This window comes from Anaerovibrio slackiae (assembly GCF_009695585.1).
Lineage (GTDB): Bacteria > Bacillota > Negativicutes > Selenomonadales > Selenomonadaceae > Anaerovibrio > Anaerovibrio slackiae.
In genome coordinates, this window is sequence record NZ_VUNR01000012.1 from 68,506 (window position 1) to 87,156 (window position 18,651).

Genomic DNA, 18,651 nt, shown 5'->3' on the forward strand with positions numbered 1-18,651 from the left:
CTAATTATTTGCTTTCAGTAAACTCTGCATCGATTACATCGTCATCCTTCTTGCCAGCGGACTGCTGTGCACCTGCATCCTGCTGGGCACCGGCTGCCTGCTGAGCCTGCTGCGCCTGCTGATAAGCAGCAGCGCTGATAGCATGCAGAGGCTCCTGCAGTGCCTCGGTAGCTGCCTTGATAGCTGCGGTATCAGTGCCCTTGAGGGCTTCCTTAACCTTCTCAATAGCAGCCTTTGCCTTGTCCACCTGAGCAGCATCGGCCTTGTCCCCCATCTCCTTGATGAGCTTCTCAGCCTGGTAAACCATAGAGTCAGCATTATTGCGAATCTCAATGCCTTCCTTCTGAGCCTTGTCCTCTGCTGCGTGAGCCTCGGCCTCCTTAACCATGCGGTCAATATCTTCCTTGCTCATGCCGCTGTCGGACTGGATGGTAATATTCTGGGACTTGCCGGTGCCCAGATCCTTGGCGGATACATGCACGATACCGTTGGAATCGATATCAAAGGTAACCTCAATCTGAGGCACACCGCGTGGAGCTGGCGGAATATCGGTCAGGCTGAAACGGCCAAGGGTCTTGTTGCCGGCAGCCATCTCGCGCTCACCCTGCAATACATGAATCTCAACAGCCGGCTGGTTGTCAGCGGCAGTGGAGAATACCTGGCTCTTGGAGGTAGGAATGGTGGTGTTGCGCTCAATGATCTTGGTGCAAACACCGCCCAAGGTCTCAATACCCAGGGACAGAGGGGTAACATCCAGCAGGACCACATCCTTGGTGTTGGTCTCATCGCCGGACAGGATACCGCCCTGAATAGCTGCACCTACAGATACGCACTCATCAGGGTTGATGCCACGATGCGGCTCCTTGCCCAGATACTTGCGAACAGCTTCCTGAACAGCAGGGATACGGGAAGAACCGCCTACCATCAGAACCTTGGTGATGTCGCTGCCGGATACGCCTGCATCCTGCATAGCCTTGCGGGTAGGAATCATGGTGCGCTCTACCAGGTCGGCAGTCAGCTCATCGAACTTGGCACGGGTAAGAGTCAGATCCAGATGCTTAGGGCCGGTAGCATCAGCAGTGATAAACGGCAGGTTGATGTTGGTGGAAACCATGTTGGAAAGCTCAATCTTGGCCTTCTCCGCTGCCTCAATAACACGCTGGGCACTCATCTTGTCGGCGGACAGGTCAATGCCGTTTTCCTTCTTGAACTCATCCACAATCCACTGCATTACTGCATGGTCGAAGTCATCGCCGCCCAGGTGGGTATCACCATTGGTAGCACGCACCTCGAATACGCCATCCTCGATGTCCATAATGGACACATCGAAGGTACCGCCGCCCAGGTCAAATACCAATACGGTCTGAGTCTCATCCTTGTCAATGCCATAAGCCAAAGCAGCAGCAGTCGGCTCGTTGATGATACGCAGAACCTCCAGTCCTGCAATCTGGCCTGCATCCTTGGTGGCCTGACGCTGGCTGTCATTGAAGTAGGCAGGAACAGTAATAACTGCCTTGTCAACCTTCTCGCCCAGATAAGCCTCTGCATCAGCCTTCAGCTTCTGCAAAATCATAGCGGAAATCTCAGGCGGAGTGTAGCTCTTGCCATCGATGGATACAGTGTAGCTCTTTTCACCCATGTGACGCTTGATGGAAGCGATGGTACGGTCAGGGTTGGACACAGCCTGACGCTTTGCCAGCTGGCCTACCAGACGCTCACCAGTCTTGGTGAAGCCCACAACGGACGGGGTAATTCTGCTACCCTCAGGATTAGTGATTACTGTAGGCTCGCCGCCTTCCATAACGGATACTACAGAGTTGGTAGTACCCAGGTCAATACCAATTACCTTAGACATAATCTATTTCCTCCTTAAAATCAATCGGCACGCCATGTGCCTTGAAGTGTATCTGCAAATTATCAAATCATAACCGCCAGCCGCCACAGGCCGGCCTTTATGCCAATGCCTTGCTGCTAGCTGTTTGCCACAACCTGCACCATGGATGGGCGGATGACCTTGCCCTTCACCATGTAGCCCTTTTGCAGCTCCATGGCAATAGCCTCATCCTCCAAATCAGGATTTTCCACCCGCATCACTGCCTGATGGAAATTCGGGTCAAACTTGGCATCCTTGGTGTTAATCAGCTCCATGCCCCTGTTTTTCAGGATTTCTGTCAGCTGGTTGTAAATCATCTCCACGCCCTGCTGGAACTTGGCGGCATCAGTTGCCTCCGCAGCCATGGCACGGTCGAAGTTGTCCAGCATCGGCAACAGCTCCTTGATGAAGTCCTGCACCACCATATTGGACAATTCCTCTTTTTCCTGACGGGTACGGCGGCGGAAATTCTCAAAATCTGCCTGCAGGCGCTTCATGCGCTCCGCCCCCTCGGCCAGCTGCATCTTCAGTGCCTCAGCCTCGGCAGCAAAATCCTGCTCAGCAGCAGTCTCCTCCGCAGCTTCCTCTGCCTCTGCCACGGCCTCAACCTTAGCCGCTCCAGCGTCCTCAGCTGCCTCCTGGGCTTCCGCCTGGCTTGCAGCCGCATCGTCAGCCCCGGCATTATTTTCAGCCTGTGCCCCGGTATCCTTGATTTCCTCATTTTCTAAAGGCATTACTATTTCACCTCTTCATATATTGTAGATAGGACGAAGCTTTCTGCGAAACGTCCTACCAGTGCAACCTCTTGATTACCTCGGTCAGATTGCTGTTCATGTAGTTCAGCAGGGACATGGTGCGCCCGTATTCCATACGGGTAGGCCCCAGCACTGCCATAGAGCCAAGAAGCTCCCCATCCAGGTGGTAAGTGGCAGTGATGATGCTGCAATCCTTGATGCCGCTGTACTCATTTTCCTGACCGATGGTAACGGTCAGCCCATCCCCAAGATGGGCCTTCAAAATATCCTTCATCAGCTGGTCCTTCTCCAGCATAATGAGCAGCTCCTTCACCTTGTCCACATTGTGGAACTCCGGCTGCTCCATCATCTCCGTGGTGCCGCCCAGGTAAAGCCGCTCCTTGCGCCGGGAATTAAGGGCCTTGTCAATCAGCGTCATCGCGGACTCATACAACCCGTTATCGCCAATCTCCGCCTCAATCATCTTCAGGCTCCCGTTCTGGATAGCCCCCAATGTATGCCCTGCCAGGCAGCCGTTAATGACCTTCGCCATCCGCTGGAAATCCTCAAAGGAACTGCCAGCCGGCATCTCCATGATGCGGTTCTCCACAAAGCCTGCATCCGTCATCAGCACCGCAATCACCCGATGGTCATCCAGCGGCAGGAACTGCATGCAGCGGAACGCCGCCTTGGAAATCTGCGGTGCCAGCACCAGTGACACATTCCTGGTCAGCTTGGAAATAATCTTCGCTGTCTCCTGAAAAACCTGATCCAGCTGCTGCACCTTGGCCTTGTACCACTTGTCAATCATGGCCTTCTCTGCATCAGTCATAGGCTGTACCGGCAGCAGCGAGTCAACGTAGAGCCGGTATCCCTTGGAGGAAGGCACCCTGCCGGAGGATGTATGTATGTGCTCCAGATACCCTAGCATTTCCAGGTCAGCCATCTCATTCCTGATGGTGGCAGGGCTTACGCCCAAATCATACTTTCTCGCCAGTGTCCTGGAGCCCACAGGCTCCGCCGAGGATATATAATCCTGAATGACAGCCTGAAGGATACGCTGCTTTCTTTCATCCAGCATTTGCAACCCTCCTCTTGTTAGCACTCAAATCCAGTGAGTGCTAACTTCTGAACATAATATACCGCTTATTTGTCAAAATGTCAATAAGTCAAAATAAAAATTTTTCTATTTCCTGTCCAAAAGCGTTCTGCTTTATTTTTAAGCCGCTTTATTTTTCATCCTCCAGCAGAAATTCCCCAAAGACCTGATTGCCGTATTTCATTCCCAAAGGGGACAGGCATAACCGCTCCCTGTCCTCCAGCAAAAGCCCCTTTTCCACCAGTCTGCGAATCTGTTCGCCATAAAGCTCATGTACATCCCTGCCAAAAACAGCCGCAAAACGCCTGACGGATATGCCGGCTGCCGTGCGCAGCGCCAGGAAGCAGAATTCCTCAATATGTGCCTTTTCCGTCACCTTTTCCTCTACATGACACATGGCTCTGCCCTGAAAGACTTCCTCCATATAGACCTCTATCCTGGCAGAGTTCTGATAACGGCAGTCCCCCCAGTAGCTGTGGGCCCCGGAGCCGAAGCCCAGGTAGGGCACATCCTGCCAATAGGATAGATTGTGCCTGCTCTCATAGCCAGGCAGGGCAAAATTGGAAATCTCATAGCGGTAATACCCCCGCTCCGGCAGGAAGGCAGTAATATAATCATACATTTCCTCCGTCAATTCATCAGAGGGCAGCACCAGTTTCCCCTGCTGATGCAGCTTGTCAAACACCGTCCCTTCCTCCAGCTGCAGTCCGTAGATAGAGATATGCTGCACCCCCAAGGACAACGCTGTTTCCACTGACTCGCGCAGCATATTCATATCCTGCCCCGGCAAGCCATACATCAAATCCACGCTGATATTGGCAAAGCCTGCATCCTGCGCCTCTGCCACTGCCTCTGCCGCCTCCTGGCCGCTGTGGATGCGCCCGATAGCCTTCAGGCAGCCATCATCAAAGGACTGCACCCCCAGGCTGAGCCTATTGATGCCGAAGCCGTGCAGCAGCCGCAGCTTTTCCCCATCCACAGTGCCAGGATTTGCCTCGATAGTAATCTCCCCGGCATGCTCTACATCAATATGCTTTTGCAGGAGATAAAACACATCTGGTAGAGCAACTGTCTCCAAAACCGTTGGCGTTCCGCCCCCGATGTATATTGTCCCCGGTGCCAGCTTCCCATCACTGCCAAATACTGCCTCGCCCCTATCCCACAGCCTCTGCCGCACCTGGCCCATTTCCTGCTCCAAGGCTTCCAGATAAGGGCCTATCATCCTTTCCTTCCCGGCAAAAGAAGGAAAATCGCAGTAAAAGCACTTCTGGCGGCAGAAGGGAATGTGTATGTATATGCCAAAATCCTTCATCAGAGCGTCCCTGCCTCCCGATTGCCCAGGCTGATAATAATCGCCTCCAGCTCCACAATATCCCCCTGTCCCGTCTTCAGTCCATAATCTGCCTCAGAAAGTGCCAAAAGAGCATTTTTCAAGGCACCTGCCGGAAAGGTGGCCGCCTCCCTGCCGGTCTTTTCCGCAATAAAAGGAGGCTGTCCCAGATGAGTAGCCAGCGCCCTGCCCCGGATGCCCCTCGCCTGCAATTCCTGAGCCAGCCACCAGAGCCGCACCTGCCGCGCCAGCATACCCACAATCAGCACAAAATACACGCCGTTTTCCAGCTGCCGCTGGAAAAGCTTCAGTGCCTTTGCCGTATTCCTGTCCCCGATGGCATTCAGCATAGCAAAGCTGGAAATCTCCGGCACATCGGAAAACACCTGCAAAAGATGCTCCCGGCTGATTTTCCGCTGCCCCGGCCCCATGAACAGGGCCAGCTTTTCCAGCTCCTTGCTGAGAAAGCCCAGGTTCACCGACTGCATGCTGCTGACAGCCCCCACAAAATACTCATAGGCATGTCGGTCCATCTCCTTGTTCAGCTCCTGCAGCCTGCCCTGGAGCCAGTCACCGATATTGCTGGCACGGATGGGCTCCGCCTCCATGACCTGCCCGGCACTGCTGATGGCCTTGTAAAGCTTTTTCCGCTTGTCCGCCTTGCCATGCAGCTCAAAAATCACATAGGAAAACTCCGGCAGGTTTTTCAGCAGTGCCAAAAACCGCTCCTCCCCACTGCCCGACTTCCTGCCGGATTTTCCCTCATCTTCATTCTTCTTATCCTTGAACAAACCTGCCGCCTTGACTACAATGACATTTTTATCCAAAAAGAAGGGCACTGTCTCCACCGCTTCCATGATTTCACTCAGGGAAGCACCTTCCTCCAGTACCTGCACGTCTTCCTTCTGATACCCTGTAGGGAAAAAGCACTGCAAAAGCCGCTCCTTCGCCTTTTCAATAAAATAGCTTTCCTCCCCTGCCAGAAGGTACAGATGCCCCGGGCTGCCCTTGCGCAGCCCCGCCATCAGCTCACCATATTTCATCGGGATTCACCTCGCATCATTCTCTACCTAGTATACCATACCGATGCAACTCCCCCAAACATCCGTCATCCATTTTTCTATTATCAATCCCGATAACATTCCACTTTCATGCTTTTGCCATCTGTCCTGAATACAATGGCCCCCTTTTCATCTGTCCGCAAAAGCTCCGCCCCGGTCACATCAGAAATACGCTGCACAATCTCCTTATGGGGATGTCCGAAGCTGTTGGCATAGCCGCAGGATATAACCGCCCACCTGGGATTTACCGCCTGCAAAAATGCCTCCGAGCTGGATGTACGGCTGCCGTGATGCCCCACCTTCAGCACCGTGCTCCCCAGCTGCGCTCCCCGCCGCAAAAGCTCCGCTTCCTGTGCCGTCACTAAATCGCCTGTAAACAAAAAACTGGCATTTCCATAGCTCACCCGGATAAGATTGGAAAATTCGTTGCCCGTTGCCTGAACATTTCCCTCCATGACCTCCCTGCGGTCAGGAGAATACAAAATCTCAATCCGCACCCCATCCAGCTCCATAGAGGTATTTTCCCTGAGAGGTGCCAGCAGCTTTTCCAGCCTGGCTGCCTCTCCCCTGCCAAAGACCTTCAAATACTCACCGGCTCCCTCATGGCCTGTCATCACAGCCTTGACAGGGATTTTGCCAAAAATCCCCCTGACCCCTGCCGCATGATCATCATGGGCATGGGTGAGAAAAATATAATCCAGCTGCCTGACGCCATAATGCAAGAGATAGGGCACATCCACCATCCTGCCAATATCATATCCCCCTTCCCGGACACCGCCGGCATCCACCATAAAGGCATGGCCGTGGGGCGTAATCACCAGCGCGGCATCCCCCTGCCCCACATCAATAAAATGCACCTGCAAATCCCCGGAACGGCACGCTTTCCAGCCACCTATGAAAATCAGCAATACCAGCATCAGCACCGCTATTTTCTGTTTATCCGCAAGTCCCCCATTCCGCCACTTATCAGGCAGATACAACATAATCAACTCAACAAGCCTTCTTCTTGCCTGTCCCCGGCAATTTGGCGGCAGCAATAGCCAGCCCAGTGCCCCATAATACATCAGGCATCCCCATACCCCAAAAGACGGCACATAAACCTGGCTAAAGGGCAATGCCGCTACCAGCCGGGACATTTCATACACAGCCCCCAGCATTACCCCTGCCCCCATAAAAACCAGCCTGCCCACAAAGGGAAGCAGGCTTCCGGCAAGCCCCGCAAAAAGCCCCACCACAATAATCAGCTCCACTACAGGGGTAATGACAAGATTTGCCAGCAATGAACTAAAGGAAATCACGTTAAAATACCAGGCAATCACCGGCAGGACAGACACCTGGGCACCTATAGTCACCGCCAGGCTATCAGCTGCAAACACAGGCAGCTTTTTCCTTAAAACGCCCCTCAAAATAGGAGCAATATACAAAAGGCCAGCCGTTGCCCCGAAGGACAACTGAAAGCTGATATCATACAAGAGAGGCGGCGCATAAATCAGCAGTCCCAGCGCCGTAAGCCCCAGGATATGCCGGGCATCCCTCTCCCTGCCCATGGCAAGGGCCAGCAAGGTAAGAAGCCCCATCAGGGCTGAGCGTATCACCGGCGGTATGGCACCTGCCAGCAAGCTGTAAAACAAAATGGTGACTGCTGCCAGCCCCGTTGTCACCCTGCCTGGCAGATGCAGCAGCCTGCCAATAATACCCGCCGTTCCTGCCATCAGGGTAATGTGGGAGCCTGACACTGACAGGATATGCACTATCCCCGTAGCCGTAAAAGCCTCCAAAAGCTCCGGCTTGATGCCCTGATAGCCGCCAAAGAGCATGGCAAAGATAGCAGCCGCATCCTGCCTGCTCATGGCATGCTCCATATGCTCAAGATAAGCAGAGCGCACCCTGGCAGACAGCCTCAGCAGCCGGTCATGCCAGCCACCTTCCTCCTGCTGCAGCCTCAGGCTGTACTTATCCGCCGTCATCCTGGCATGGATGCCCTGGGAAAAATAAGTCATCTCCCTGTTCATCCTGCCAGGATTGCCATAATCATGCAAAGCACGCACCGTCCCAGATACGGTAATCCTGTCACCAGCCCTGCCAGCTATGCTATCCTCCGGCTTGGCTATATCCCCTGCATCCATACCTGCCATGCCGCCCTGAGCAGGTTCCCCCTTTCTATCAGCCAAGGAACTGCCATTGGCATACAGAACCAGCCTGCCGCTGACCTTCTCCTTCCCCTGACCGGCAGACAGCTGCTCCGACTCCACCACATAGCGAAGCTTCAGCCTGCCATCATCCTCAAAGACCGCCTGGGGTGTTTCCGCCAGCACCCCTGACATCTTTACCTTCTGTCCTTCAAAATGCAAAATATCATCATCACTGGGCACTGTCACCGCACCATACCGCCCCAAGCCCAATAAAAGCATTGCCACAGCAAAGGCTGCCCAGGTACCTTTGCTGCCTCTCCGCAATAGAAATACCGCACCAAGAACGGCCATTGCCAGCAGGCACCAGACCACAGATAACTGCTCCCTGCCTATATGCCACATATGTCCTGCCCCTATGCCCAGGCACAGAAGCACCAGCAGCCCATTGATAAAGCCCTTCGGATGCTGTCCCATCCCCATCCCCTTCACCTCACAGCGTTACCTGCTCCTTCAGCTTGGCAAATTTTGCCTTGCCAATGCCCTTTACCCTCTGCAAATCCTCCGGGGACTGAAACATGCCGTTTTCCTCCCGGTATTCCACAATCCGCTGTGCCATGGCAGGGCCTATGCCCTTCAGCTTAGTCAGCTCGTCAGCAGTAGCCGTATTGATATTCACCATCGCCCCATCACTACCGGCAGACACCTTGCCACCTGAAGATTTGCCGCTTTTAGCCGAACCTTCCGTTCCCTGCGGAAAACTGTTCCCCTTGCTGGCAACACCCCCATTTCCTGATGGCAATTTCTCAGGCACCCTGATGTGCATACCATCCTTTACCGGCTGTGCCATATTCACTTTGCCCATGTCAGCTGTGGGCAGCACGCCGCCGCACCCATTGACGGCATCTGCCACCCTGCCATCAAATGCCACATACACCACTCCCGGCTGCTGCACCTCCCCTGTTACATACACGGCAATCTGCCTTGTATCACATGCGTTTTTCCCAGCCTGCTCATCCCCTGCACTCAGCCTATTATCTGCCAGCAGCTGTACCTCATCACCATCGTACATCTCCCACATGGTCACTCCGGCTGCCACCGCTATAATCACCAGCAGCACTGCCATGCTGCGCTTGAACATCGGCATCCCCATCATCCCCTTCAAAAACTGCCTTTCGCCCTCCCCTACAAATATAGCATTGCAACCCCCATATTTCAACAGGCGCAAAAACCGCCATAATATATATATTGTAAAAACATTAAACCTTCAGCAAAGTTCTACACATCTAAGCTTTTATCACATGAAAACTAAATTTTTTCACAAACATTTACCTTTCAGCTTATACAACGGTTAATATTTACAAATTTGTGAAGTAATCCCGTGAAACCGTATCCGTAACAACCTCCAGCGTCTTCTTCATCTCCCTGCTTTCCTGCCGCAGATAATCCGCCAGCACCTTGACCACCGGGAACTCCGTGGCAAAATGCCCGGCATCAATCACATTTATCCCCTGCTGGACAGCCTTCTGGGCATCATGATACTTCACATCGCCGGTCAGGTACACATCAGCCCCCTTGAAGGCCGCCTTGCCGATAAAATCAGCCCCGGCACCACTGCAGAGGGCCACCTTCTGCACCTGCCTGTCATTGCCCTGCACCACCCGGACACATTCAGCACCCAGCCTGCTTTTCACCTGCCGGGCAAAATCAGCCAAAGGCATCTTTTCCGGCAGATAGCCCATGCGCCCGATGCAGGCACCTGAAGCCTCATCCGTCACCGCAAAGCCCTCAACACGCTCAAGCCCCACAGCAGCCGCCAGCACATCATTGACGCCCCCCTGAGCAATATCCAGATTAGTATGGGCAGCATAAACAGCAACATTATGGCTCAGCAGCAGCTGCAGCAGCCTCCCATCGTACAAATCAGTCCGCACATGGCGTAGCCCGTTGAAAATCATGGGATGATGCGCCACCATCATATCCGCCCCTGCAGCTATTGCCTCCTCCGCAGCAGGCAGGCTCACATCAAGGCACACATACACCTTCCCTACCTCCTGCAAAGGCGAGCCTACCAGAAGCCCCGGATTATCCCATTTCTCAGCCAGCCTTTTGGGCGCCAGCCTCTCTATCAAATCCATCACTGCCTGACATTTCATCTCATCAACGCCTCCAATTCGCTTCTTCTCCAGGTACCCAAAATCATACAGCCCGGCACTTCATTCTATCAATGCCTTCAATTCACCCATCTCACGTTCCAGTGCCTCAATTCTTTTTCTATCAGGATTATTGCCCCTTTTCAGCCCTGCCAGCACCTTTCCCATGGAATCAAGATTATTCTCCACATGCTCCCGGAACAAGGCCGGGCGTTTTTTCAGCAGCACCGGCCCCAGCAAAAGCTCCTGCCAGGAGGGCATATCAGCCTGTCCCGGCACCGCCCGGATAATCTGATACACCCTGCCATCAACCTTGGCCAATGCCTCATCCTCAATCCGCCACCCATGCTCATATAGCCAGCCCCTGAGAAGGGCATAGGCATTCTGGGGCTGCAAAACTGCGCATTTCAGCCCGGCAAAAACCTCCGGCTGCGCCGCCAGGATATCTGCAATCAGCTTGCCCCCCATACCGGCAATGCAAACAGTATCCACCTCGCCAGCAGCCACAGCCGCCAGCCCGTCCCCCTGCCGCACTTCTATCTCCTGCTCCATGCCGTTTTCCCGCAGGGTTCTGCGAGCCGCCTCGCAGGGACCACCGTTCTTGTCCGCCGCTATCACCCTGCGGCTGCCGTCACGCCTTTTCAGCTCCATGGCCAGATAGCCGTGGTCAGTGCCAATATCCGCCACTGCCGCGCCACTGCCCACAAAAGCCGCCACTGCTTCCAACCTGTCATCCAGCAACATAAAACCTCCTACATCACTCAGCACATAAAGAAAAAGAGTGTAAGACACCCTTACACTCCATAAATCACAATCAATCCAGGAAATCCTTCAGCTTCTTGCTCCTGCTAGGATGCCGCAGCTTCCTGAGGGCCTTTGCCTCAATCTGACGGATGCGCTCCCTGGTCACGCCAAAGCTCTGGCCTACCTCCTCAAGGGTTCTCGCCCTGCCGTCCTTGATGCCGAAGCGCAGCTCCAGCACCATCTTCTCACGCTCCGTCAAGGTGGACAGCACATCCGTCAGCTGCTCCTTCAGCAACATGTAGGAAGCCGCCTCAGCCGGAGCCGGGGCATCATGATCCTCGATAAAATCACCCAGATGGGAGTCCTCCTCCTCGCCGATAGGAGTCTCCAAAGAAACAGGCTCCTGGGCAATCTTCATGATTTCCCTTACCCTTTCCACCGTAATCTCCATATCCTTGGCGATTTCCTCCGGGGTCGGTTCCCTGCCCAGCTGCTGCAAGAGCTGCCTGGACACCCGGATAAGCTTATTGATAGTCTCAACCATGTGGACAGGAATACGGATCGTCCTGGCCTGATCCGCAATGGCCCTGGTAATGGCCTGCCTGATCCACCATGTAGCATAGGTACTGAACTTATAGCCCTTGGTGTAGTCAAACTTCTCCACGGCCTTGATCAGGCCCAGGTTGCCCTCCTGAATCAAATCCAGGAACAGCATGCCCCTGCCCACATAACGCTTGGCAATGCTTACTACCAGGCGGAGATTGGCCTCTGCCAGTCGCTTCTGAGCCTCGGAGCCGTCATTAATGTCGGAGTTCAGCTGCTTCATTTCCTCCGCATCAATAGTCTTCAGCGGAATTTCCAGCTCCTCCAGATCGGCATTATACTGGCGATAGCTCTTGCTGTCATTTTCCTCCGGGTCATCCTTGATGCCGTGCATCTCCCGCAGGGCCTTGACCATCTCATTGTCATCCCCCAGCATGGAGGTTGCCACCACGCTGTTATCCACCCCCAGCTTCCTTGCCAGCTTGCCCACGGTCAGAACCTTGCCAGGATTGCGCAGATATGCCTTTATGTACTTGTCAGCCCGGATGCGGCGCTCGGCACGGACGCCAGCCTCCATATCCGTGGCAAGATGGATTTCCTCCTCGGCAGTCAGAAGGGGCACCCGGCCGATTTCCTTCAGGTACATGCGCACCGGGTCATCAATATTGATGCCCTCCGGCACGCTGAAGTCCACATCCGTATCTACATCCTGCAGCTCCTCGTCCTTCTCCAGATCCTCCGGCGTAAGGTCTGCATCATCCGCAATCTCCACGCCCTTCTTGCCAAAATTCTCAAACAGAGCCTCAATCTCATCCGGGGAAATATCCTGCTTCTGCAGCGCCTCCACTACCTCACCGTAGGTCAGGGTGCCACCATTGCGCTTGCCCTTTTCCAGCAAATCCGCAATAATCATGCCGCTGCTCTGCTTCGCTTCACGAAGGCCGCTGTCCGCAGCCTCCTTTGCGGCTGCTGGCTTCTTGGCAGTCCTTCTGGCGGCAGCGCCTGTCTTAGAGCTCATCTTCTTTTTCTCCTTAACATCAGCCATCGAGCTTCCTCCCTTTCTCCAGCATCAGTAAATCTAAGCTAGCTATCACGTTATAATTCATCCATTTCATTTTTAATCTTCTGAAGCAGTGCCAGCTCCTCAATGTAGCCTTTCTGCCCCTCACGGCTGAGCCTGTCCGCCCTCAGGCGGTGCAGCTCAAACTGGCTGTGCAGGTAATGCTTCCGCAAAAGCCTGGCACAGTCCTCATACAGCCCCATCAAATCCTGCTGGGACTGCTCCTCCACCAGGGCACGGGACAGCTCCTCCACAGCCTGCTCCCCCAGGCTGCCAAACTGCATGACATCCGTAAACTCCTCACCCCGGTCAAGCATTTCCTTCATATGGCGCAGGACAGAGCCCTGCACCTGGTCAGGCACAGCATCCAGCGGCACCATGCCGGCAAAATGCTCCAGCACCACCGGCTCCTGCCAGACTGCCCTCAGCACAACCCTGCCGGCACGCCTGCAAGCATCATCCGCCTGCCGCCTGGCAGGCCTTGCCGCACGCACCTGCTCCTGGGACTGAGACTGATAGCTGCCATATCTGCCACGATGCTGGCGGTTCAATTCATTCATCAGCTCATTCTCAGCCACCCCCAGAATCTGGGCAGCCCTTGCCACATAGGCGTTTCTCTGTGCCATATTCTTCAGCCCGGACAGCACCGGCAAAATCCTTGCCATGGCCTGCAGCCTGCTTTCCAGACTATTCAAATCCATATCCCTGACAATGTACTGCAGCTGGAACTCCACCATGGGCAAAGCTCCCTGGATGACCTTCTGGAACTCCTCCGCCCCATGCTTTCTGATAAATTCATCCGGATCCTTGCCATCTGGCATCTGCACCACTTTTATCACGGCATTCTCCATCTCCCTTGCCACCTCAATGGCACGGAAAATGGCATTCTGCCCTGCCTCGTCACTGTCATAGCAAAAATAAATCTCAGGCGCGTACCGCAGCAGCTTCTTGCACTGCTCCCGGGTAAAGGCCGTCCCCAGGGATGCCACCACGTTCCTGATACCGGCGGCATACACAGAAATCACGTCCATGTACCCCTCCACCACCAGGGCAAAGCCCGCCTTCTCAATATGGCGGTAAGCCTTGTCCAGGCCAAAGAGCAGCTGCCGCTTGTTAAAAAGGACAGTCTCCCTTGAGTTCAGGTACTTGGCCTGCTCCTGCTGGGAACTCTCAATAATCCTGCCCCCGAAGCCCACAACCCTGCCCCGGTCATCCCGGATAGGTATCATCACCCGGTTCCTGAACCGGTCAAACAGGCCGCCTCTCTGCCTCTGCCGCGCCAGGTCGCACTCCACCAAAATTTCCGGGCTGATGCCCCGCTGCAGGAAGGCAGAGGAAAGCTTGTCCCAGGCATCCGGGGCAAACCCCAGGGAAAATTCCTTGATTGTCTCCTCGTCAATTCCCCGCTGGTGAAAATACGCCAGCCCTTTCTTACCGTATACGGTCATAGTAAGGCAATTGTGAAAGAAAGTCCCTGCCAGCTTGTTTACCTGCCGCATATCCTCGATATGCTTCTCCCGGGCAATCTGCTCCGGAGTCTGCTCCCTGCGGGGCAGCGGTATGTTCAAATCCTCCGCCACCCTGGCCACGGCATCGTAGTAGGGGATATTCTCATACATGGAGATAAACTTGAAGACATTCCCCCCGGCATGACAGCCGAAGCAGTAAAAGAAGCCATCATCAGGCTTTACCGAAAAGGAAGGCGTCTTCTCGTTGTGAAACGGGCAGCAGCCCCAGTACCTGTCACCCCTTTTTTTCAGGGACACATAGCCTGAGATAACCTTCACAATATCAGCAGAAGCCCGCACCTTGTCCACGAACTCCCTGGATATCATTCCACGCTCAGACATCGAACCGCCTCCGCCACCTTTCCGACTTGCACGCCTGCAAATTTTACAAATATGTTACTGCACTGACATATATTCTATAAAAATAGCCAAATTCCTCTTTTTTTGCAAAAAAACTTGCCGAAAAATTTGCCATTTTTTCATTCTAATAGAAAAGTCACCATAAGTCAACCAAAATCTAACAAACATACTACCAATTCTACTGCAAAATGCACACCGGAATGACAGCAGCTGCCAAAATAATTCCGGACAGGAAAAAGGACTGCCGCCATGCAGCAGTCCCCCATATAGCTTAGATAACCCTGTAAGTAAACCGGTAAATTACTTTACAACCTGAGCCAGAGTAGCAGCTACGCTCTTGCTCATGATGTCAAGAGCAGTGTCAACAGCCTTCAGATACAACAGACCTGCATCAGAAACACCGCGGCCATTTGCTACAGCGTTCAGGTCGATGTATTCATGAGTAGGCAGCTTGCTGCGCTCCTCGGCGATTTTCTCCTTGAGAATCTGTTCGATTGCTTCCTGAGTCATTTTTCAATCTCCCCTCTACAACAAAAGTTTAGATAATTATATCATAGATTGCAATTATTGTGGAGTAAAATTTTTTAAGCCAGCACAATTTTACTGAAATCAGCAATTTTGCATACAAGTGCATCAATCAGCTTCAAAAGGCCAAGGCGGTTATTCTTAATCTTCTCGTCCTTGTCCATAACCATAACGCCCTCGAAGAAAGCATCAATCGGTGCAGCTAAAGCGGACAGGCTGGCGATGGCGGCTGCGTAATCCTGGGTTGCCAGCTGGCTTTCTGCCTTCTCTGCCGCAGCCTGATAAGCACCATACAGCTCCTTCTCCACCTGCTCTGCAAAGGCGGCTTCATCCACGGAGGCAGCAGCCTCTGCCTTACGGGCAATATTACCGGTGCGGACAAAGGCCTGAATGGTCTTCTCCATATCCTGCTGCACTGCCTCGTTGACAGCAGCGGCACGGAGGGAAACACCATAGATATCGTCAATATCCACAAATACTGCATCCACCACGTCATAGCGGATACCTGCATCTGCCAGCACGTTCTTCAGGCGCAGCTTCATGAAGTCAGCCACATCAGCCTGCATTTTCTCCTGAGCCTTGCTGTCTGCAATCTTCAAAAGCTCCATGGCCTTTGCCACAAGGCCGCTAAGGGAAATGTGGTACTGAGCCTCCTTCAGCATGTTCACGATGCCAAGAGCCTGGCGGCGCAGGGCAAACGGATCCTGGGAGCCGGTAGGGAGCAGGCCGCGGCTGAAGGTAGCCACCAGATTGTCAATCTTGTCAGCCAAAGAAACGATGCGGCCGGCTACAGAAGCAGGCTGGGCATCACCGGCAAAGCGAGGCATGTAGTGCTCGTCAATGGCCTGTGCCACAGCGGCATTCTCACCATCCAAAAGGGCATACTCACGGCCCATAACCCCCTGCAGCTCGGTAAACTCAGTTACCATGCCGGTTACCAGGTCAGCCTTAGCCAGCTTGGCGGCACGGACAGCATCCGCCTTTTCCTGCTCAGATACCTGCAGCTCATCAGCAATGTAGGCAGCCAGTGCCTCCAAACGCTGTGCCTTGTCGTAGATGGAGCCAAGGCCTTCCTGGAACACCACTGTCTTCAGCTTGTCACCATGCTCCTCCAGTGATTTTTTCCTGTCCTCATCAAAGAAGAACTGGGCATCCTCCAGGCGGGCCCGGAGCACACGCTCATTGCCGTGCTGCACAGTCTCCAAAAAGTCGCTGCCGCCGTTACGGATAGTGATAAAGAGAGGCAGCAGCTGGCCGTCCTTCAGCACAGGGAAGTAACGCTGATGGTCACGCATCGGGGTAATAACCGCCTCGGCCGGGAGCTTCAGGTACTTCTCGTCAAACTTGCCGCAGAGGGCAGTAGGATACTCTACCAGATAGAGAACCTCCTCCAGCAAATCCTCGTTGATTTCAGCCTTGCCGCCATTGGCCTCGGCAACCTGAGCAATCTGCTGCCTGATCATGTTGCAGCGCTTGTCCTGATCAACAATGACAAACTCTTTCTCGCAGGCTGCCTCATAATCATCAGCAGAAGCAATCTCAAAATCACCCTCGGACAGGAAGCGATGACCGCGGGAAACACGGCCTGACTTTACAGCCGCCACCTCAAAGTCAATCACATCCTCGCCATACAGGCCCACCAGCCAGCGCAGCGGGCGGATAAACTTGTAATCGAGGTTTGCCCAGTGCATGTTGTTAGGGAAGCTCAAGCCGTTTACCAGGCCTGTCAGGGTATCCCCCAGAAGGTCACTGGTCTTGCCGCCCACCTCATGCACCATGGCATATACATAGCCGTCCTTGGTCACCAGGTCCTCTGCCTTGATACCCTGGCCCCGGGCAAAGCCCTGAGCAGCCTTGGTCGGATTGCCCTCTGCATCAAAGGCGATATTGACAGCCGGACCGCGGTTTTCCTTGGACAGATCAGCCTGCTGCTCCGCCAGCCCCTCCACAATCAGGGCAGTACGGCGCGGCGTGCCCAGAGTTCTGATATTCTTATATTCAAGGCGCAGGCCCTCAAAGGTCTTGGCCGCATTTTCCTTCAGCTGGGACAGGATACCCGGCATTACATGAGCCGGAACCTCCTCAGTACCGATTTCCAATAATAAAGTCTTGCTCATGTCTTATTTACTCCCCTTTCCCATCATCGGATAGCCAAGCTCCTCACGCTGCTTCAGATAGCACTGGGCACAGAGACGTGCCAGCTTCCTTACCCTGCCGATAAAGGCGGCACGCTCGGAAACGCTGATGGCACCGCGGGCATCCAGCAGGTTGAAGGCATGGGAGCACTTCAATACATAATCATAGGCAGGATGTACATAGCCCTTGTCAATAACCCGGACAGCCTCCGCCTCATACTTGTCAAACAAATCAAAGAGCAGATCCGCATCGGACAAATCAAAGGCATAAGTTGACTGCTCAAACTCATTCTGATGGAAAACATCACCGTAGGTGTAGTCCCCTGTCCACTGAATGTCGTATACATTCTCTACGCCCTGAATGTACATGGCAAGGCGCTCCAGGCCGTAGGTAATCTCCACAGCCGTAGGCTTGATATCCTGGCTGCCCACCTGCTGGAAGTAGGTGAACTGGGTGATTTCCATGCCATCCAGCCATACCTCCCAGCCCAGGCCCCAGGCACCCAGAGTCGGGGACTCCCAGTTGTCCTCTACGAAGCGGATATCATGCTCCTTCGGATTGATGCCAAGGCGCTCCAGGGAAGCCAGGTAAAGCTCCTGAATGTTATCAGGGGACGGCTTCATGATGACCTGGAACTGATGATGCTGATACAGGCGGTTCGGGTTATCGCCATAGCGGCCGTCAGCCGGGCGGCGGGATGGCTCCACATAGGCCACGTTCCAAGGCTCAGGCCCCAATACGCGCAAAAAGGTAAACGGATTCATGGTACCGGCGCCCTTCTCTACATCATAAGGCTCGCCGAGAATACAGCCCTGCTCTGACCAGAACTGCTGCAATGCCAGGATGATTTCCTGAAATTTCATAAATATAAACCTCCTCAGATGATGTTACAGTGCAAAAAAATACGCCCCTGTAACATTTTGATAAATGTTACAGGGACGAGCAAATACATCGCCAAACATCGGCTCATAAATACCAAAATATCAAAAGCCCAATGCCTGCGCTAAACTCGCGGTTCCACCCTGCTTGAATAGAAAATATTTTCTACTCCGCCTCAATTGGATATACAATTTCGCTCCAAAGTGCCCTTCGCTTCCTGTGCAGGCTCTCACCCTCCCTGCTCGCTGCATGGCACAGACAGCCATCTACCTTGCCATCTGCCTGGAAGCTACTCCTCTTTATCATTGCTAGGTGAAGTCTATCAAAAAAAAAGGCATTTGTCAACCTAATATGCACTTTATCTTTTATTAGTGCAGGGGAGCTGTCAGAAAAATTTCAGTTTGTCGTAGTGCTTGATTGTTACTTTTGCGATATATGTACGTTTTAATTATTAGTGCAGGGGAGCTGTCAGAAAAACATCAGCAAATACTCCAATGGTCGGAGAGGCAATGCCAAT

At 53.6% G+C, this 18,651-nt stretch carries 14 protein-coding genes; all 14 read right to left on the reverse strand.

The features are described from left to right. Positions 1-4: 4 nt before the first annotated feature. Positions 5-1,855 carry a molecular chaperone DnaK gene (gene dnaK, locus FYJ84_RS07550; RefSeq protein ID WP_154406981.1) on the reverse strand — a complete coding sequence of 617 codons (1,851 nt, stop codon included), beginning with the start codon at positions 1,853-1,855 and terminating at the stop codon, positions 5-7. Positions 1,856-1,971: 116 nt separating this feature from the next. Continuing rightward, positions 1,972-2,607 (reverse strand): nucleotide exchange factor GrpE, encoded by a 636-nt coding sequence (gene grpE, locus FYJ84_RS07555; RefSeq protein ID WP_154406982.1) that lies wholly within the window; start codon positions 2,605-2,607, stop codon positions 1,972-1,974. 55 nt (positions 2,608-2,662) lie between these two features. Next, positions 2,663-3,688, reverse strand: coding sequence for a heat-inducible transcriptional repressor HrcA (gene hrcA, locus FYJ84_RS07560; RefSeq protein WP_154406983.1), 1,026 nt, complete (start codon positions 3,686-3,688; stop codon positions 2,663-2,665). A gap of 148 nt (positions 3,689-3,836) precedes the next feature. Continuing rightward, complete coding sequence (gene hemW / locus FYJ84_RS07565) at positions 3,837-5,018, reverse strand: radical SAM family heme chaperone HemW (RefSeq protein ID WP_154406984.1); 1,182 nt, start codon at positions 5,016-5,018, stop codon at positions 3,837-3,839. Next, positions 5,018-6,079, reverse strand: a complete 1,062-nt coding sequence (holA, locus tag FYJ84_RS07570; RefSeq protein WP_154406985.1) for a DNA polymerase III subunit delta — start codon at positions 6,077-6,079, stop codon at positions 5,018-5,020. Before holA ends, hemW begins: the two co-directional genes overlap by 1 nt. Positions 6,080-6,162: 83 nt before the next feature. Further along, complete coding sequence (locus FYJ84_RS07575; RefSeq protein ID WP_154406986.1) at positions 6,163-8,709, reverse strand: DNA internalization-related competence protein ComEC/Rec2; 2,547 nt, start codon at positions 8,707-8,709, stop codon at positions 6,163-6,165. A 10-nt stretch (positions 8,710-8,719) separates the two neighbouring features. After that, a complete protein-coding gene (locus FYJ84_RS07580; RefSeq protein WP_154407003.1) occupies positions 8,720-9,373 on the reverse strand; it encodes a helix-hairpin-helix domain-containing protein in 654 nt (217 codons plus the stop codon). Between the two features lie 211 nt (positions 9,374-9,584). Beyond that, a complete protein-coding gene (locus FYJ84_RS07585) occupies positions 9,585-10,382 on the reverse strand; it encodes a Nif3-like dinuclear metal center hexameric protein (protein ID WP_154406987.1) in 798 nt (265 codons plus the stop codon). 60 nt (positions 10,383-10,442) lie between these two features. Then, positions 10,443-11,123: a tRNA (adenine(22)-N(1))-methyltransferase gene (locus FYJ84_RS07590; protein WP_154406988.1), complete on the reverse strand. Its 681-nt coding sequence runs from the start codon at positions 11,121-11,123 to the stop codon at positions 10,443-10,445. A 70-nt stretch (positions 11,124-11,193) separates the two neighbouring features. After that, positions 11,194-12,711: an RNA polymerase sigma factor RpoD gene (gene rpoD / locus FYJ84_RS15045; RefSeq protein ID WP_407060741.1), complete on the reverse strand. Its 1,518-nt coding sequence runs from the start codon at positions 12,709-12,711 to the stop codon at positions 11,194-11,196. A gap of 50 nt (positions 12,712-12,761) precedes the next feature. Then, positions 12,762-14,576 carry a DNA primase gene (dnaG, locus tag FYJ84_RS07605; protein WP_235901392.1) on the reverse strand — a complete coding sequence of 605 codons (1,815 nt, stop codon included), beginning with the start codon at positions 14,574-14,576 and terminating at the stop codon, positions 12,762-12,764. A 318-nt stretch (positions 14,577-14,894) separates the two neighbouring features. Continuing rightward, positions 14,895-15,104 carry a hypothetical protein gene (locus FYJ84_RS07610; RefSeq protein WP_154406989.1) on the reverse strand — a complete coding sequence of 70 codons (210 nt, stop codon included), beginning with the start codon at positions 15,102-15,104 and terminating at the stop codon, positions 14,895-14,897. 74 nt (positions 15,105-15,178) lie between these two features. Beyond that, positions 15,179-17,236 (reverse strand): glycine--tRNA ligase subunit beta, encoded by a 2,058-nt coding sequence (gene glyS, locus FYJ84_RS07615; RefSeq protein WP_154406990.1) that lies wholly within the window; start codon positions 17,234-17,236, stop codon positions 15,179-15,181. Between the two features lie 3 nt (positions 17,237-17,239). Beyond that, positions 17,240-18,118 (reverse strand): glycine--tRNA ligase subunit alpha, encoded by an 879-nt coding sequence (gene glyQ, locus FYJ84_RS07620; protein ID WP_154406991.1) that lies wholly within the window; start codon positions 18,116-18,118, stop codon positions 17,240-17,242. Positions 18,119-18,651 lie beyond the last annotated feature (533 nt).

Excerpts from the sequence above, each read along its gene's own strand:
- glyS (WP_154406990.1), bottom strand. The coding sequence starts at position 17,236 with ATGAGCAAGACTTTATTATTGGAAATCGGTACTGAGGAGGTTCCGGCT.
- FYJ84_RS07580 (WP_154407003.1), bottom strand. The coding sequence starts at position 9,373 with ATGCCGATGTTCAAGCGCAGCATGGCAGTGCTGCTGGTGATTATAGCG.
- dnaG (WP_235901392.1), bottom strand. The coding sequence starts at position 14,576 with ATGTCTGAGCGTGGAATGATATCCAGGGAGTTCGTGGACAAGGTGCGG.
- FYJ84_RS07575 (WP_154406986.1), bottom strand. The coding sequence starts at position 8,709 with ATGGGGATGGGACAGCATCCGAAGGGCTTTATCAATGGGCTGCTGGTG.
- FYJ84_RS07590 (WP_154406988.1), bottom strand. The coding sequence starts at position 11,123 with ATGTTGCTGGATGACAGGTTGGAAGCAGTGGCGGCTTTTGTGGGCAGT.
- holA (WP_154406985.1), bottom strand. The coding sequence starts at position 6,079 with ATGAAATATGGTGAGCTGATGGCGGGGCTGCGCAAGGGCAGCCCGGGG.
- glyQ (WP_154406991.1), bottom strand. The coding sequence starts at position 18,118 with ATGAAATTTCAGGAAATCATCCTGGCATTGCAGCAGTTCTGGTCAGAG.
- hrcA (WP_154406983.1), bottom strand. The coding sequence starts at position 3,688 with ATGCTGGATGAAAGAAAGCAGCGTATCCTTCAGGCTGTCATTCAGGAT.
- grpE (WP_154406982.1), bottom strand. The coding sequence starts at position 2,607 with ATGCCTTTAGAAAATGAGGAAATCAAGGATACCGGGGCACAGGCTGAA.
- FYJ84_RS07585 (WP_154406987.1), bottom strand. The coding sequence starts at position 10,382 with ATGAAATGTCAGGCAGTGATGGATTTGATAGAGAGGCTGGCGCCCAAA.
- rpoD (WP_407060741.1), bottom strand. The coding sequence starts at position 12,711 with ATGGCTGATGTTAAGGAGAAAAAGAAGATGAGCTCTAAGACAGGCGCT.
- hemW (WP_154406984.1), bottom strand. The coding sequence starts at position 5,018 with ATGAAGGATTTTGGCATATACATACACATTCCCTTCTGCCGCCAGAAG.
- dnaK (WP_154406981.1), bottom strand. The coding sequence starts at position 1,855 with ATGTCTAAGGTAATTGGTATTGACCTGGGTACTACCAACTCTGTAGTA.
- FYJ84_RS07610 (WP_154406989.1), bottom strand. The coding sequence starts at position 15,104 with ATGACTCAGGAAGCAATCGAACAGATTCTCAAGGAGAAAATCGCCGAG.